13 protein-coding genes are annotated in these 16,272 nt (G+C 72.4%); 7 read left to right on the top strand and 6 right to left on the bottom strand.

From position 1 onward, the window contains the following. Positions 1-105: 105 nt before the first annotated feature. A complete protein-coding gene (locus tag ACIBG4_RS34220; protein ID WP_397205678.1) occupies positions 106-2,649 on the bottom strand; it encodes a DEAD/DEAH box helicase in 2,544 nt (847 codons plus the stop codon). Between the two features lie 409 nt (positions 2,650-3,058). Here ACIBG4_RS34220 and ACIBG4_RS34215 point away from each other — a divergent pair, with 409 nt between their 5' ends. The 4 genes from ACIBG4_RS34215 to ACIBG4_RS34200 all read left to right on the top strand — a co-directional run bounded on the left by ACIBG4_RS34215 (position 3,059) and on the right by ACIBG4_RS34200 (position 8,280). Then, positions 3,059-3,409 carry an STAS domain-containing protein gene (locus tag ACIBG4_RS34215; protein ID WP_101786510.1) on the top strand — a complete coding sequence of 117 codons (351 nt, stop codon included), beginning with the start codon at positions 3,059-3,061 and terminating at the stop codon, positions 3,407-3,409. After that, positions 3,410-3,841 (top strand): ATP-binding protein, encoded by a 432-nt coding sequence (locus tag ACIBG4_RS34210; RefSeq protein WP_310707317.1) that lies wholly within the window; start codon positions 3,410-3,412, stop codon positions 3,839-3,841. It abuts the gene before it with no gap. 1,009 nt (positions 3,842-4,850) lie between these two features. Continuing rightward, the gene (locus tag ACIBG4_RS34205; RefSeq protein WP_397205676.1) at positions 4,851-7,133 is read left to right on the top strand and encodes a sodium-translocating pyrophosphatase; all 2,283 of its coding nucleotides are present in this window, start codon (positions 4,851-4,853) and stop codon (positions 7,131-7,133) included. 679 nt (positions 7,134-7,812) lie between these two features. After that, a complete protein-coding gene (locus ACIBG4_RS34200) occupies positions 7,813-8,280 on the top strand; it encodes a SixA phosphatase family protein (protein WP_397205674.1) in 468 nt (155 codons plus the stop codon). A gap of 277 nt (positions 8,281-8,557) precedes the next feature. Here the strand turns inward: ACIBG4_RS34200 and ACIBG4_RS34195 are convergent, their stop codons facing one another. Beyond that, positions 8,558-8,737, bottom strand: a complete 180-nt coding sequence (locus ACIBG4_RS34195; RefSeq protein ID WP_397205672.1) for a hypothetical protein — start codon at positions 8,735-8,737, stop codon at positions 8,558-8,560. An 827-nt stretch (positions 8,738-9,564) separates the two neighbouring features. Between ACIBG4_RS34195 and ACIBG4_RS34190 the strand changes: the two genes are divergently transcribed. Then, complete coding sequence (locus tag ACIBG4_RS34190) at positions 9,565-10,611, top strand: FUSC family protein (protein ID WP_397205670.1); 1,047 nt, start codon at positions 9,565-9,567, stop codon at positions 10,609-10,611. Positions 10,612-10,637: 26 nt separating this feature from the next. Here the strand turns inward: ACIBG4_RS34190 and serB are convergent, their stop codons facing one another. From serB to ACIBG4_RS34175, 3 genes are all read right to left on the bottom strand, one after another. Continuing rightward, positions 10,638-11,855: a phosphoserine phosphatase SerB gene (gene serB / locus ACIBG4_RS34185; RefSeq protein ID WP_397205668.1), complete on the bottom strand. Its 1,218-nt coding sequence runs from the start codon at positions 11,853-11,855 to the stop codon at positions 10,638-10,640. A 98-nt stretch (positions 11,856-11,953) separates the two neighbouring features. After that, complete coding sequence (locus ACIBG4_RS34180; protein WP_397205666.1) at positions 11,954-12,964, bottom strand: S-adenosylmethionine:tRNA ribosyltransferase-isomerase; 1,011 nt, start codon at positions 12,962-12,964, stop codon at positions 11,954-11,956. Beyond that, complete coding sequence (locus tag ACIBG4_RS34175; RefSeq protein ID WP_310707311.1) at positions 12,961-13,617, bottom strand: SDR family oxidoreductase; 657 nt, start codon at positions 13,615-13,617, stop codon at positions 12,961-12,963. Before ACIBG4_RS34175 ends, ACIBG4_RS34180 begins: the two co-directional genes overlap by 4 nt. 125 nt (positions 13,618-13,742) lie before the next feature. Here ACIBG4_RS34175 and ACIBG4_RS34170 point away from each other — a divergent pair, with 125 nt between their 5' ends. Together ACIBG4_RS34170 and ACIBG4_RS34165 are read left to right on the top strand one after the other, a co-directional pair. Further along, positions 13,743-14,855: a GAF domain-containing sensor histidine kinase gene (locus ACIBG4_RS34170; RefSeq protein WP_397205722.1), complete on the top strand. Its 1,113-nt coding sequence runs from the start codon at positions 13,743-13,745 to the stop codon at positions 14,853-14,855. Next, positions 14,852-15,493, top strand: coding sequence for a response regulator (locus ACIBG4_RS34165; RefSeq protein WP_397205664.1), 642 nt, complete (start codon positions 14,852-14,854; stop codon positions 15,491-15,493). The genes ACIBG4_RS34170 and ACIBG4_RS34165 overlap by 4 nt, the downstream gene beginning before the upstream one ends. A 10-nt stretch (positions 15,494-15,503) precedes the next feature. On the opposite strand, the gene ACIBG4_RS34160 is transcribed toward ACIBG4_RS34165, so the two are convergent. Then, positions 15,504-16,226, bottom strand: a complete 723-nt coding sequence (locus ACIBG4_RS34160; protein WP_397205662.1) for a hypothetical protein — start codon at positions 16,224-16,226, stop codon at positions 15,504-15,506. Positions 16,227-16,272 lie beyond the last annotated feature (46 nt).

Raw genomic sequence — 16,272 nt, 5'->3', positions numbered from 1 at the left:
GAACAGCGGCACGATCAGTGACTTCCATAAGGCTCACCGCCGGCATCCCGCGCCAACACACCTGCGCAGGCCGCTACCGGTCGCCCGCGTCGAACAACCCCGCGGTCAGTTCGGCGACGTGCCCAGGAGGGTGTCCAGGAGGCGGATGGCGCCGCGCTTGTCCAGGGGTTCGTTGCCGTTGCCGCACTTGGGGGACTGGATGCAGGAAGGGCAGCCGCGTTCGCATTCGCAAGAGGCGATCGCCTCACGGGTCGCCGTCAGCCAGTCGGCTGCCCGGGCGTACCCGCGCTCGGCGAAGCCCGCGCCTCCTTCGTGGCCGTCGTACACGAACACGGTCAGCAGGCCCGTGTCGGCGTGCAGTTCGGTGGAGACGCCGCCGATGTCCCAGCGGTCGCAGGTGGCGAACAGGGGCAGCAGGCCGATGGAGGCGTGCTCAGCGGCATGGGCGGCGCCGCCGAGGTCGATGCCGTCCTCGGCCAGCGGTACCAGCTCCGAGGCGGGGAGCGTCCACCACACCGCCCTGGTGCGGAGGGTGCGCGGCGGAAGGTCGAGGGGCTCGTCGCCGAGCATCTCGCCGGACTGGAGACGTCGTTTGAGGTACGAGACGACCTGCCGGGTCACCTCGACCTCGCCGAAGTGGAGTTCGCCCCGCCCCAGGGCGTGCGAGCGAAGGGAGGACAGTACGGAGATCTCGGTGACATCCCGGGCGAACGTTGTGTAGTCCGGCTCGCTGCTGCTGACCAGAGCCACCCCGGCTTCGAGGTCGAGCAGTTCGACCAGGAACGTCTCGCCCTGGTGCAGGTACACCGCGCCCGTGTGGACGGTGGTGTGCGCCGACGGCTCGTCGACGCTGCCGAGGAGGCGGCCGGTGGACGACTCGACCACCTGGATCGGGGCGCCGCCCGAGCCTCTGATGTCGGCCAGGTCGGTGGCCCTCTCCCGCCGGGTCCAGAACCACCCGGTGGGGCGCCGCCGCAGGAGGCCCTGGGTCACCAGGTCGTCGAGGAGTTCCGGCGCGGTGGGTCCGAAGATGTGCAGGTCATCCTCGCTCAGCGGGATCTCCGCGGCCGCGGCGCAGAGATGCGGACCGAGGACGTACGGGTTGTCGGGGTCGAGCACGATGGCCTCGACGGGCCGGCCGAAGAGCGCGTCCGGATGGTGCACCAGGTACGTGTCGAGCGGGTCGTCCCGGGCGATGAGGACGGCCAGCGCGTCCTGCCCGTCGCGTCCGGCTCGGCCCGCCTGCTGCCAGAGGGAGGCGCGGGTGCCGGGCCAGCCGGCGATCAGTACGGCATCGAGCCCGGAGACGTCGACGCCGAGTTCAAGGGCGTTCGTGGTGGCCAGACCCATGAGGGAGCCCGAGCGGAGCGCCTTCTCCAGCTGGCGGCGGTCCTCGGCGAGGTAGCCGGCCCGGTAGGCGGCCACCTTGTCCGGGAGATCGGCCGAGTCGGACTCGTCGTCGGGGAGCGGCCAGGAATCCGGCGGGAGGGAGGTGGGGGCGTCCGCCGGGTCTTGCCGGTCGGGGAGCTCGTTGTGCAGGTGACGGCGGCTCACGGGGTGGTGGCCGGCCTGGGGCTGCGGCTTGGTGGAGTGCGCGGTGTCGGGGTGGGGGTGTGGCTGGGTGGGGGTGGGCTGCTGGGTGTCGGGGCGGAGGGGTGGCTCGTTGGGGCTGGGCTGCTGGGTGCCGGGGCGGAGATGCGGCTGGGTGGGGGGGGGGTTCTGGCTGTCGGGCTGGAGGTGCGGCGGGTTGGGCGTCGCTTGCTGGACCTCGGGGTGGAGGTGTCGCTGAGCGGGGGGTTGGCGTTGGGAGTCCGGGTGGAGATGTGGCTCGGTGAGAGATGTGAGGTGGGCATCGGTGTGGTGGCTGGGGTGCGGGGTTGAGGGGTGGGGGCGGTGGGCGTGGGTGGAGAGGGAGAAGGCGACGTCGGCGAGCTTGGCGCGGGCCGTCAGCGCGACCGTCTCAGCGCCGCGCCGCGAGCGGACGAAGGCCAGCGTCCGGACGTCGGCCAGGACGAGGTCGGCCAGCAGGTCGGCGGCCTCGGCCGTCGCCGTGCGGCGCACCGGAGCGCCGCCCTCACCGCGCAGCTCCGTCAGGGGCGGTTCCCACAGGGCGAACGTGGTCGCACCCTTGGGGGAGGCGTCCTCGGTCACCTCGTCCATCTCCAGCCCCGTCAGCCGCCTGGCGAACGTCCCCGGCTCGCTGGCCGTCGCCGAGGCCAGCAGGAACACCGGATGCGACCCGTACCGGGCGCAGACCCGCCGCAGGCGGCGCAGGATCTGGGCCACGTGCGAGCCGAACACCCCCCGATAACCGTGGCACTCGTCCACCACCACGAGGCGGAGCCGGCGGAAGAACGAGGACCACTGGGCGTGCCGAGGAAGGATGCCGCGATGCAGCATGTCCGGGTTTGTCAGGACATAGTTGGCGTGCTGGCGCACCCATGTGCGTTCCTCGAACGGCGTGTCACCGTCGAACGTCGCCGCCCGCACCTGCGCGATGCGCAGCTCCCGCAGCCCGCGGAGCTGGTCGGCGGCCAACGCCTTGGTCGGCGTCAGATACAGGACCGTGCCTCCGTCGAGGCAGGAGGAGACCGCGGGGGTCAGGTACGCCAGCGACTTGCCCGAGGCCGTGCCCGTGGAAATGATCACGTTTCGGCCACGATGGGCCAGGTCGGCGGCTTCGTACTGATGGGGCCACATGCCGGTGATGCCACGGTTCGCCAAGCGCGTAACCAGGAGTTCCGGCGCCCATTTCGGCCATCTGGCTTGACCGGCCTGACGTGCTGGAACATGCTCCACATGGGTGACACGCTCGTGACGTGCGGGAACGCCGAGCAGGTGCCGCAGGAGTGGACCTGGCCGGTGTGGGGAGGAAGCGGTGGAAGTCACTGTTTCCAGTCTGCATCCGTGGGCAAAGTCGTCGGGAATCGTGATTTCGTGTAGACACAAGCGAGACGCATGGTTGAATGCCGCGCGTCAGGGTCGGTCGGCCGGGCGGCTAAGCTCCGGACGACCAGGCTCATAAGGGTACTTTCGCAGGCGAGGCGCTGGAGGATCTGTGGATCTGAAGTTGGATCACCGCACCGAAGACGGACTCACCATCGTTGAGGTCGAGGGTGAGATCGATGTCTACACCGCGCCGAGATTGCGTGAGCTCCTCATCGATCTGGTGAACAAGGGTAACTTCCACCTTCTCGTGAACATGGAGAAGGTTGACTTCCTGGACTCGACCGGCCTTGGTGTGCTGGTCGGGGGGCTCAAGCGGGTTCGGGCGCACGACGGCTCATTGGAGCTGGTCTGCACGCAGGAGCGCATCCTCAAGATCTTCCGGATCACCGGTCTGACCAAGGTCTTCGGGATCTACGCTTCTGTCGACGAAGCCAAGGAAGCTCACGGCAAAGACAAGTAGATGGCCACTGTCGAGCTGACGTTCAGTGCCCTCCCCGCACACGTGCGGACCGCCCGGCTGGTGGCCACGGCGATCGCCCGGCGCACCGGCGTGGAGGAGTCGCTGCTGGACGAGGTCAGGCTCGCCGTGGGTGAAGCGTGCTCTCGGGCGGTGGAGGCCCACCGTGCCCACTGCCCGGGCGAGCCCATCCGCATCGAGCTACGTGACGACTCCGGACGTTTCGAGGTAACAGTAAGCGACCAGGCCCCCAGTGACGAGATCAAGCCGGAGCAACCCCTGGATCTGGGGATGCTCTCCGACTCGTTCACGACGGGTTTCGGCATCGCGGTCATCGCGGGCCTGGCCGACGATGTCGAGGTTTTTCCCAGTCCCAAGGGCATGCGCATCCGCATGAGCTGGCCCGCCGCTCCCAACGGCCGCCTTCCCGTGTAGATCCCCTTTCTGTTCTGGCGCTTGCGCGGCTCCCGGCGCGTGCGCGGCGAACCGTTGACGACGGCCGCCAAGCACGTCCGGGGCGCACGCGGCGGGTATTGCGCCGTTGGATCATGCTGCCGTTGGGTGAGGGTGCCGTTGGGTGATGGTGCCGTGCGTGGCGATGCGTGCCTTTCCGCCTGACGTCCGTCCCTTGTTTCCGTCTGACGTCCGTCCTTGACGTCCATCCTTTACGGCAAAGCACGGTGGGCCCCACCCGCCGACCGGGGCCGGGCTCTGTCCAGGGGCACGCTCCTCCAGCGTCGCGGGTCGATCGCCGCCACGCGCGCATCGAACGCGAGGCTTCCGCGTGCCCGTGGTCCCGGGGCTTCCGCGTGCGCATCGCACCCGGGGCTTCCGCGTGCCCGTGGTCCCGGGGCTTCCGCGTGCGCATCGAACCCGAGGCTTCCGGCTGCCGTGGTCCCGAGGCTTCCACACGCGCACCGAATCCGAGGCTCCGCGTGCGGGCATCGAACCGCGAGGCTTTCGCGTGCTGTGGTCCCGAGAGGTGCCGACAGACCCTCATTCCCATGGCTTTCGTACGCCGTGGACCCCGGGCATGCCGGCCATTCATGGCCCCGTGGCTTCCGTACGCCTGTCTCGGCCGTGCCCTGACATCCGCGGTGTGGCCGGAGGGAGATCCGGTGGTCAGGAGGCTGCTGGGGCTGGTGAGGCTTTCGGGCGTGTCGTTATCTGTTGTTGTCAGGGCCGTAAACCGCCGGAAATTTGCCGTGTCAGATCCTAAATCGCCCCGCTGTCAGCGGTTTACTGGACGCACGCACAATTAACCGGCTGCAGAGCCTTCATATCCTGGCAGACGCTGCGTAGACTCCCGGCACCGGCCAAGGTGATCCGGCGGAACTGCGGACTCAACCGGAAGCGGCACCCACAACCCGGATGGTGCCGCACCGCCAGCCGACGTTCGCAGCACCGCCCGGGCAGGACGACCGGTCTTGCCGAGGAGAACCCGATGTTTAGGCACGTGCTGGCCGCCGAGCCAGCGTCCAATCTGGCCCTGAACGGTAACAATCTCACCATCGTGATCGTGGTCGCCGCGATCGCACTGATCGCTCTGGCCGTCGCCGGCGGCCTGGTGCGCGAGGTGTTGCGCGCTGACCAGGGTACCGAGCGCATGCAGGACATCGCCCGAGCCGTGCAGGAAGGCGCCGCCGCCTATCTGACACGGCAGTTCCGCACGCTGGCGATCTTCGTTGTCGTGATTCCCTTCCTGCTGCTTCTGCTGCCGGGCGAGACCGATGTCCGCATCGGCCGCTCCATCTTCTTCGTGGTCGGCGCGGTGTTCTCCGCGTTGACCGGGTTCATGGGCATGTGGTTGGCCGTGCGCGGAAACGTGCGCGTCGCCGCCGCGGCCCGTGACTCGGGCGAGAAGCGCGCCATGCGCATCGCCTTCCGCACCGGTGGCGTGGCGGGCATGTTCACCGTCGGGCTCGGCCTGCTGGGCGCGGCCGTCGTCGTCTTCCTCTACCAGGGGGACGCGCCGGGCGTGCTCGAAGGGTTCGGCTTCGGCGCGGCGCTGCTCGCCATGTTCATGCGTGTCGGCGGCGGCATCTTCACCAAGGCCGCCGACGTCGGCGCCGACCTGGTCGGCAAGGTCGAGCAGGGCATCCCGGAGGACGACCCGCGCAACGCCGCGACCATCGCCGACAACGTGGGCGACAACGTCGGCGACTGCGCCGGCATGGCCGCCGACCTGTTCGAGTCGTACGCGGTCATGCTGGTCGCCAGCCTGATCCTCGGCAAGGTGGCCTTCGGCGAGCAGGGGCTGATCTTCCCGCTCATCGTCCCGATGATCGGGGTGGTCACCGCCATCATCGGCATCTTCGTGACCGGCATGCGCGACCGCGACCGCAGCGGCATGTCCGCCATCAACCGCAGCTTCTTCATCTCCGCCGCCATCTCCGCGGTGCTGGTCGCGGCCGCCGCGTTCTGGTACCTGCCGGACAGCTTCAGCGGCCTGAGCGGCTCGGCCGTGAAGTCCGACGCGGACCCGAGGCTGATCGCCATCGGCGCGGTGCTCATCGGCCTGGTGCTGGCCAGCGCCATCCAGCTCCTGACCGGCTACTTCACCGAGACGAACCGCCGCCCGGTCCGGGAGATCGGCGAGAGCTCGGCCACCGGCCCCGCCACCGTCATCCTGGCCGGCATCAGCGTCGGCCTGGAGTCGGCCGTCTACTCCGCGCTGATCATCGCGGGCGCGGTCTACGGCGCGTTCCTGCTGGGCTTCGGGAACGTGACGATCGCGCTGTTCGCGGTGGCGCTGGCCGGCACCGGCCTGCTCACCACGGTCGGCGTCATCGTGTCCATGGACACCTTCGGTCCGGTCTCCGACAACGCGCAGGGCATCGCCGAGATGTCCGGGGACGTCGAGGGCGAGGGCGCCCGGGTGCTGACCAGCCTCGACGCCGTCGGCAACACCACCAAGGCCATCACCAAGGGCATCGCGATCGCCACGGCCGTGCTCGCGGCGACCGCGCTGTTCGGCGCGTTCCGCACGGCGGTGGAGTCGCAGCTCGCGCAGGCCACCTCGTTCAGCCTCAGCATCGACCAGCCGAACGTACTGGTCGGGCTCATCATCGGCGCGGCGGTGGTGTTCCTCTTCGCCGGGCTGGCGATCATGGCGGTCGGGCGGGCCGCCATGCGCGTGGTGTTCGAGGTGCGCGACCAGTTCCGCAACAACCCGGGCATCATGGACGGCTCCGTGAAGCCCGAGTACGGGCGCGTGGTCGACATCTGCACCCGTGACTCGCTGCGCGAGCTGGCCACTCCGGGTCTGCTGGCGGTCATGACGCCGATCGCGGTGGGCTTCGCGCTCGGGTACGCGCCGCTGGGCGCGTTCCTGGCCGGCGCGATCGCCTGCGGCACGCTGATGGCGGTGTTCCTGGCCAACTCCGGTGGCGCCTGGGACAACGCGAAGAAGCTGGTCGAGGACGGTCACCACGGCGGCAAGGGCTCCGAGGCCCACGCCGCGACCGTGATCGGCGACACGGTGGGCGACCCGTTCAAGGACACCGCCGGTCCGGCCATCAACCCGCTGATCAAGGTGATGAACCTCGTCGCCCTGCTGGTGGCGCCCGCCGTGGTGCTGTACGCGGGCAACACCGTCCTGCGGGTCGGGGTCACGGTGTTCGCGGTGGCGGTGGTGGTCGTGGCCATCGTCGTCTCCAAGCGACGCTCGGTCACCAGCGAGCCGGCCAACAACAACAACCGGGAGCACACCCCGGTCGCGTCGTAGGCCCGGCACCCTCGCAGTCCGCACGTGCCCGTCCTTCCCGGTGTGGGGAGGGCGGGCGCTCGCGTTCCGGGACGAGAGCTGCTCTTCTTCCACGGCGCCGGGGGAAAGACGTCTGCGGCGGCCCTGGGGGAGAGATGTCTGCGGCGGCCCTGGGGGAGAGATGTCTGCGGCGGCCCCGGGTGGGAAGCGCCTGCGGCGGCCACGGAGGGGGCGGGTCTGGCGGTTCGGGCGGGAGGCAGGTGTGGTGGCCAGACGGTGAGGGCGGGTGTGGTGGTGCACGGTGGTGGCGGTGTGGCGGCGCGCTGATGAGACCGGTGTGGCCGCGGTCCGTGGGGGCGGATGTGCGGGCGGCCAATGGGGAGCCGGTGCTGCGGCGCGCGAGAAGGCAGGCGTGGAGGCGTGGGCGAGCCGAGTGTGGGAGGCCCGCGGGGTGGCGTGGGCGAGCCGGGTGTGGGGAGGCCGGCGGGGTGGTCGTAGGGAGGAGAGGCGGGGGTTGTGGCGGCGGGCCGGGTGATCGGACCCGTACGGGACACCTGACCGCCCCGGTGGGAAACTGTGCGGATGGACGACAAGCGGCCCACCGGTGGAAAGACGCTGGCCCTCATCCTGATCGCGATGCTCGTCATCCTGGCCGTCATCGTGGCCATGGGCGTGTGGGCGTCGAGGGGAGTGTGATCGGATGCCCACGCTGATCGTGCTCCGTCACGCCAAGGCCGCGCAGGTGCCCGGGCTGAGTGACCGCGAGCGGCCGCTGACCGAACGGGGCGAGCGCGACGCCGGGCGCGCCGGTGACGAGGTGCGGGACATGGGGCTCGTCCCCGAACTGGTCCTGTGCTCACCGGCCGAGCGCACCAGGCGCACCGCCGAGCTGGCGTTCCCCGACGTCGAGGTGAGCTACGAGCGCGATATCTACGAGGCGTACCCGGACGAGCTGCTGGAGCTGGTCAGGAGGACCGGCCCGGAGGTGGGCACGCTCGTCCTGTGCGGGCACAACCCGGGGGTGCACGAGTTGGCGCTCGGGCTGGCGGGCGGAGACTACGGGTTCCGGCCGGGGTCGTTCGCGGTGATCCGGACGGGTTCCTCCTGGGTAGACCTGTGCCCAGGGGAGGGACACCTGGTCTCGCGCTGGGATCCCAAGGAACACTGACCGGATCCAAGGGAAGACCGACCAGGACGCGGGGAACTGACCGGATGCCGGGGAAGACCGACCAGGTCCCAGGGAAGACCCACCAGATCTGAAGGAAACATCGACCAGGGGCGACACGCATGCGGGGGGCCGCCAGAGCGTTGCGCGACGGGTTCGCGCTGCCGGCGCGCCCGCCGTGGAAGTACGGCCTGCTGTGCGGGGTGGCCGTGGCGTGGCCGTTGTTCGCCGGCGTGACCGCGGGACTGCCGCACAGCGGCGCGTTCGTGGCGCTCGGCGCCTACCTGACCGCGTTCGGCGACGCGTACGGCAAGCCGTACGCGCAGCGGGCCTGGAACCTGGTCGTCAAGCTGGTCCTGGTGGCGGCCGGGGCGTGGCTGGGGCTGTTCCTGGCGCCGTACCCGTGGTGGGGAGCCGTGGTGATCGGCCTGGTGGCGGCGGCCGGGCGGTGGAAGCTCATCGGGACGCCGCCCGCGATCGCGGCGATCGTCGCCTTCTACCTGCACGGGCCAGTCGGGCTGGCGGGGCCGTTGGAGATGGCGCTGGGCGGGGCGGTGTTCGTGCTGCTGGCGATGGCTCCATGGCCGGTGCGGCGGCTGGACCCGCTGCGCGACGCGCTCGGCGGGGCGCGGGAGGCGCTGGCGTCGCTGCTCGACGGCGTCGACCTGGACGAGGAGGCGTGGGGCCGGCTCCGGGAGCGCGCCTCGAAAAAGCTGGAGGGGGCGGCCACGGCGTCGGCCTCGTTCCACGCGGGTGAGGACACCACGCGCTCCGCCGACGCGTACGTGCGGATGCTGCTGCGCGTCTTCGCCGAGACGGTGGCGCTGCGCCGGCTGCGCGTGGAAGCCGCGGCGGACCGGCGGGAGATCGACGAGGTCGTACGGGCCCTGACCGTGGCACTGCGGACGAAGGCGCCGCAGGACGTGCAGGCGGCGCTGGACGCGGCGGCGCGCTTCGGCGAGCACGCGGGCGAGGTGCGGTCCCGCGCCGGCGCCGATCCGGAGTCGTTGCGGCGGGTCGCGGTGCTGGGTCAGGTGCGGCGCTGCCTCGACCGGCTCGTGGTGGCGGTGCGCGGGATCGGGGTGTTCGCCGCGCGGGGGATCCGGGTGCCGGCCATGCCTCCGAGGGTCTTGTGGAAGCCCGCGGTGTGGCGGCCCGTGGTGTGGAAGCCCGTGCTGTGGCGGCCGGCGAGCCTGGAGAGGGCGTGGCGGCGCGGATGGCGTGGGGCGCGGCGGTGGGTGTCCCGCGTGCTCCGGGCGGCATGGCGGGGCGCTGGGGGCCGGAGGGGTGGCCGAGCACTCGGGGCGGCTGGGCATCGCGGTGACCGTGGCGATGGCGCTCGTGATCGGCACGCACGAGGTGTACGGCAAGTGGTTCGTGATCACCGTGATGCTGGCCCTGCGGTCCACGTACGGCGACACGGTGGAGCGGGTGGTCCTGCGGGTGGCGGGCACCGTGCTGGGGGCGGCGGTCGCCGCGCTGATCCTGGCGGCGGTGCCGGGGCCGTACACGATCGCGGTCACCGTGCTCGTGTTCGCCACGGTCGGGTACGCGCTGCGGGAGGTGAGCTTCGGGTACTGGATGGTGTTCGCGACGCCGCTGGCCATGATGCTGGCCGACTTCTCGACCCGGCTCGACTGGCGGGCGGCCGGGGCCCGGCTGCTGCTGACCGTGGCGGGTGGCCTGCTGGCGCTGGCAGCGGCGCGGCTGCTGTGGCCGCGCGGCGAGGGGGGACGGCTGCGCGGCCGTACCGCCGAGCTGCTGGAGGAGCACGCGTCGCTGGTGGACGCGCTGGCCGAGCGGGACCTCGACGCCGTGCTGGCGCGGGCGGACGCGGCGGGTCAGGCGGCCGACGAGCTGACCGCGTCCCTGGACAAGCTGGGCAAGGAGCCGGGCGGGCGGGTCCCGCCGGAGCTGCGCGAGGCGGTGACGGCGGCCCGGAAGCTGCGGGACGACGCGCTGGTGGTGGCGTCCGTGCTGCGCGGCTCGCAGGTGGGCTCCGACGCCACCGTCGCCGTGCTGGACGCGGTGGCGGACCGGCTGGCGGCCGTGGCGGAGACCGTGCGCACCCGGGAGCCCGCCCCCGAGGCCGACGAGCTGGAGGCGCGGCTGGCCGAGCTGGCCGGGGAGGTCAGCTCCCTCCTGGAGAAGGCCGTGGCGAAGGAGGCAGCCGAGGACGTGGCGGCCGAGGAGACGTCCGCGGTGCGCCGCCAGCTCAGGCTGACCGTGACGGCCCACCCGGCGCTGCGCTCCCTCTGCTCCGACGCCCTCGAACTCGCCCGTAAGACCACAGAAGCCCTCGGACCGGCGCGCGAAAGGCCGGTCACCGCCTGAGAGAAGCCGCCGCCTGGACGGAGAGGTCAGCGGGTGAGCGCGGTGTCCTCGGCGTCGGCCGCCTCGACCTCGTCCCTGGAGATGCCGAGCAGGTACAGGATCGAGTCCAGGTACGGCGTGTTGACCGTCGTGTCGGCCGCCTGCCGCAGCACCGGCTTGGCGTTGAAGGCGATGCCCAGCCCGGCCGCCGCGATCATGTCCAGGTCGTTGGCGCCGTCGCCGATGGCCACGGTCTGGCTGATCGGCAGCCCAGCCTCCCGCGCGAACCGTTCCAGCGCCCTGGCCTTGCCCGGCCGGTCGACGATCTCGCCGGCGACCCGGCCGGTGAGCCGGCCGTCGACGATCTCCAGGAGGTTGGCCGCGGAGTAGTCGATGCCGAGGTCCTCGACGAGCGCGTCGGTGATCTGGGTGAAGCCGCCGCTGACGATGGCGAAGCGGTAGTCGAGCCGCTTGAGCGTGCGGACGAGCGTGCGCGCGCCGGGAGTGAGCACGACCTCCTTGCGCACCAGCTCCAGCACGTCGGCCGGCAGCCCTTCGAGCAGCGCGACCCGGCGGCGCAGCGACTCGGCGAAGTCCAGCTCGCCGCGCATGGCCTCCTCGGTGACCCGGGCCACCTCCTCCAGGCAGCCGGCGTGGGCGGCGAGCAGCTCGATGACCTCGCCCTGGATGAGGGTCGAGTCGACGTCCATGACGATCAGCCGCTTGGCCCGCCGGGACAGGCCCGTGCGCTGCACGGCCACGTCGACCTGCTGGGCGGCGGCCTCGGCGGCCAGCTCGACGCGCAGCGCGTCGGGGTCGGCGCCGGAGACGGACAGCTCGATGCAGGTGACGGGCCACTGGGCGAGGCGCTCGATGCGGTCGATGTTGGCGCCCGCGGCGGCGATGCGGCCCGCGATGCCGGCGATCGCGGCGGGCTGGAGGGTGGCGCCGAGCACGCTGACCGACAGCCGGCCGCGGCGGCGCTTCTCCTTGGCCTGCGAGCCGGTGGAGAGCTCCACCTCCATGCCGAGGTCCTCGCCGATGCGCTCCACGGAGGTCCACAGGGCGCCCAGGGTGCTGCCCGTGCCGGTGGACGGCCCGCCCGCGTAGGCGACGAGAACGCCGAGGGTGAGCCGCCCCCGGATGACGACCTGCTCGATGTCGGAGACGGTGACCGGGAAGTTCGACAGCACGGAGAAGAGCCGGGAGGTGACGCCGGGCCGGTCCGGGCCGTTCAGGGTGATCAGGAGGGTCCGCTGGTCCACATCGAGTCACGCTACTGTGCCCGGCGGGATGGTCGCGGACCAGGGTGGGTGTTCATGACCCGGATCACTCCACGAGCAGTCCCGTCGTTCACTCGTGTTCACTCGGCCAGCAGCAGGTGGGTGTCGCCGAACTCGTGCCACAGGTACCCCTCCCGCAGCGCCGCCTCGTACGCCCGGGCCAGCGGGCCGGTACCCGCGATGGCGGTCAGCATCATGAGGTGGCTGGACCGGGGCTCGTGCAGGCCCGTGAGGAGGCCGGTGACGGCGCGCACCCCGGTCTCGGGCGTGACGACGTGGCCGGTCCAGCCGGCGGAGGCGGCCACCTGCCCGTCCGCGTCCACGGCCGTCTCCAGGGCGCGCACCACGGTGGTGCCGGCCGCCACGACCCGGCCGCCGTTCCGCCGGGTGAGGTTCACCAGCCTCGCGGTGGGCGCCGGCACCTCGTACCTCTCGGCGTAGGGCGGCTCGTCCTTCTCGGGCGAGGCGACGCCGGTGTGCAGCGTGACGGGCGCGATGTGCACGCCGCGGGACACCAGCGCCGTCACCAGCGCGGCGCTGAACGGCCGGCCCGCGCTGGGCATCTCGGCGCTGCCCGGCACGGTGGCGAACACGGTCTGGTAGGCGTCGATCGGCCAGTCCCTGGCCACGTAGGAGTAGCGGATCGGCGTCCCGTGCTCGCGCAGGTACGCCTCCACGTCGCGGTCGAGGCGGGCCCGCCAGAGCCGTGGCGTCTCCCGGCCGAGCAGCCGCAGCGTGGCGCCGCCGGGCAGCGGCAGCCACTCGCCGGGCTCCCCTCCGGCGTACGGCTCGGAGGCGGCGCTCGTACGGCGGCGCAGCTCGACCAGCCAGGTGCCGTCCTCGCGGGCGGTGGAGAAGTGGACGGCGAGCCGGTCGAGCCGGACGGCGGCGGGCAGCGTCGCCGAGTTGTTGACCACGACGAGGTCGCCCGGCGTGAGGAGCGCGGGCAGGTCCGTGAACCGGTGGTGGGCGGGCTGCGCGTCGCCGCGGGAGACGAGCAGGCGTACCCCGTCGCGGGGCAGCCCCCTGGCCTCGGGCGGCTCGTGCGCGGACAGGGCGTCGGGGAGGGCGAAGTCCAGCGCGGCGGTCATTGCAGGCTCACCCGTCCGGCGGCGGGCCGGGCCTTGACGAGGTCGTGGAGGGCGGCGGCGACCTTCGCGGGGTCGGCGGCGCCGGCGGCCTCCTGCTCGCCCACGGCGTCGGCGAGCATCCGGGTGTTCATCTCGCCGGGGTCCACCCACCAGACCGCGACCTCGTCCTCCTCGGCGGCCAGCACGTTCGAGAGCTGCTCCAGCGCGGCCTTGGTGGCGCCGTAGCCGCCCCAGCCGGGGTAGGCGCCCGTGGCGGCGTCGGAGGTGACGTTGACGATCGCGCCGCGCCGCCGGCGCAGCGCGGGGAGCGTGGCCTGGACGAGCGCGAGCGGCGCGGTCACGTTGGTCTCCAGCAGCGCCTTGAACGCCTCCAGCGGGTACGAGGCCAGCGGCGGCAGCGGCGTCACGCCGAGGTCACTGGCGTTGTTGACCAGCAGGTCCAGCTCCGGTACGGCCAGCGACAGCCGCTCGACGTGGGCCGGGTCGGTCACGTCGCCGGGGACGGCCGTGGCGCCCAGCTCGGCGGCGACCCGGTCGAGGTCGTCCCTGCCGCGGGCGGTGAGGACGAGGTCCCAGCCCGACTCCGCCAGCGACCGGGCGAGGGCGAGGCCGAGGCCGCGGGAGGCGCCGGTGATCAGTGCGGTGTTCGTCATGTCTCGACGGTAGGAAAACGGCGTTCCCGGCACATCGGACCTCGGACCTGTCCGCGTCTGGGCACTTCGTCCTAGGACCGTCTCGTCCCAGCAGCGCTGGGCGGGGACCATAGAGTGTGTCCGTGATGTCGGACCGGGAGGAGATCCTGCAGGCGGTGAGCTCCGCCGTGCTCGCGGTCACCCGGCACCTGTCGGTGCGCGAGGTGCTCCAGGTCATCGTCCGCTCGGCGCAGCGGCTGCTCGACGCCCGCTACGCCGCGCTCGGGGTGCCCGACGAGGACGGCTCGTTCGCCGAGTTCGTCGCCGAGGGGCTGACCGACAAGCAGTGGGACGCGATCGGCCCGCTCCCGCGCCAGCACGGCATGCTCGGCGCGATGCTCCGCGAAGGCGACCCGGTGCGGCTGGCCGACCTGCGGGACGACCCGAGGTTCGAGTGGTGGCCGAAGGCGCATCCGGTCATGAAGGACTTCCTCGGCATGCCGATCCGCGACGGCGACGAGGTGCTCGGCATCGTCTTCCTGGCCAACAAGCGCACGCCCGGCGGCTTCACGGAGGCCGACGAGGAGCTGCTGACGATGTTCGCGGCGCACGCGGCGATCGCGCTGACCAACGCCCGGCTGTACGAGCGCGGACGCGAGCTGGCCATGCTGGAGGAGCGCAACCGGATGGCCCGGGAGCTGCACGACGCGGTCACGCAGAAGCTGTTCTCGCTGCGGCTGACGGCGCAGGCCGCGGTGACTCTGCTGGAGAAGGCGCCCGACAAGGCGGCGGCCGAGCTGGATCGGGTGCAGCGGCTGGCCGGCGAGGCGCTGGCCGAGCTGCGCGCGGTGATCGTGGAGCTGCGCCCGGCCGAGCTGGACCGTCACGGCCTGGCCGAGACGCTGCGCAAGCATGTGCGCCTCCTGGACCGGCTGCATCCGGCGCGGGTGGCGTTCGACTGCGACGAGCCGCCGCCGCTCGACTCGGCCGTGGAGGTCGCGCTGCTCAGGGTGGCTCAGGAGGCGCTGCACAACGCGCTGCGCCACTCGGGCGCGTGCGAGGTGTCGGTACGGCTGGGCCACGCGGGCGGCAAGCTGACCCTGTCGGTGACGGACGACGGCGACGGCTTCGAGCAGGGCGTCTCGCGCGGGCTCGGGCTGGTGTCGATGCGGGAGCGGGCGGAGTCCGTGGGCGGGGTGATGACCGTGGACTCGGCGCCGGGCCGGGGCACGACGGTCCGCGTGGAGGTGGGCGTGTGATCCGGGTGCTGATCGTCGACGATCATCCGGTGGTGCGGCAGGGGCTGCGCACCTTCCTCGACCTGCAGGACGACATGACGGTCGTGGGCGAGGCGGGTGACGGGGCGCAGGCGGTCGAGCTGGCCGCGGAGCTGGCCCCGGACGTGATGCTGCTCGACCTGCGGATGCCGGTCCTGGACGGGCTGGGGGCGCTGGAGCGGCTGGCCGGGTCGCCGGTCCGGGTGCTGGTGCTCACGTCGGTGAGCGACCGGTCGGACGTGGCGCCGGCGATGCGGGCGGGCGCCGCCGGGTTCCTCTACAAGGACGTGGACCCGTCGGCGCTGGCACAGGCCGTGCGGGCGGTGCACGGCGGGCAGGTGCTGCTGGCGGCCGAGGCGGCCGAGGCGGTCCTGAGCGCCACCGGGAGCGCGGGCCCGTACGGGAGCCCGGGCGGCGTGCCGGGGCCGGCGCCGCTGACCGAGCGGGAGCGTGAGGTGCTCGAGCTGATCGCGGCGGGCCGGTCCAACCGGGAGATCGCCCGGAGCCTCGCCGTGGCCGAGAAGACGGTCAAGACCCACGTGTCGAACGTGCTGATGAAGCTGGGCGTCCAGGACCGCACCCAGGCCGCACTGTACGCCGTCCGCCACGGCCTGGCCTGATCCCGGTGCGTCAGGAGCGGTCGGGGGAGGGCTCCAGGATGGCGTGGCAGGAGGCCAGGAGCGCCCGCCGTACGGCACGGTCCAGCTCGCGCAGCGCGGCGTCGCGGACGGCGACCTGCCCCGAGGTGAGCCCCCGCTCCCCGGCCAGCCGCAGCACGGTCGCCAGCCGGGCGGCCAGCGCGGAGACGCGGTGCGCCCGCGCCGGGTAGCCGGGGGCCAGGTCGCCGCCCGCGGCGCCCAGCCGCTCCGGACGGCCGGCCATGGGCCCGTCGACGGAGTCCAGCGACTCGGTGGCCGCGCGGATCGCGGCCGACAGCTCCTGCTCGGCCTCCGCCAGCGACGGCAGGTCGTGGCGTACGGGCCCCGCCTCGTACACCGACAGCCGCACGCCCGCGTACGACGACCCGCGCCGGTCGGGTGAGGGCACCAGCCCGAGGCGCCGGTCGGACAGCACGGCGATGGCCGCCTGCCCCGCCTCGACGGCGGCCGCGTTGAACTCCGGCGGCCCGGACAGCCCGAGCGGGTCGCCGGGCGCGGGCAGGGCGAGCCGCAGCTCGCTCAGGCCGTCGCGGCGCAGGACGGCGAGGTGCTCGCGCAGCGGAACCTCACCCACGACGGTGGGTCCGCCGGCGCTCTCCACCCGGTCGGCGGCCTCGTCCAGGCCGACGTGGCCGGCGAGCCAGGCGTTGCCCCACACGACAAGAACCCGGCAGACAGGTGATTCAGGGTGCACCGGTCCACGATATGCGCTCGCCCTGCAATAGGTTTGTCCCGAGCGT

Origin of the sequence: Nonomuraea sp. NPDC050383 (assembly GCF_044459125.1) — a bacterium.
Lineage (GTDB): Bacteria > Actinomycetota > Actinomycetes > Streptosporangiales > Streptosporangiaceae > Nonomuraea.
This window is presented reverse-complemented; position numbering and strand designations above follow the sequence as displayed.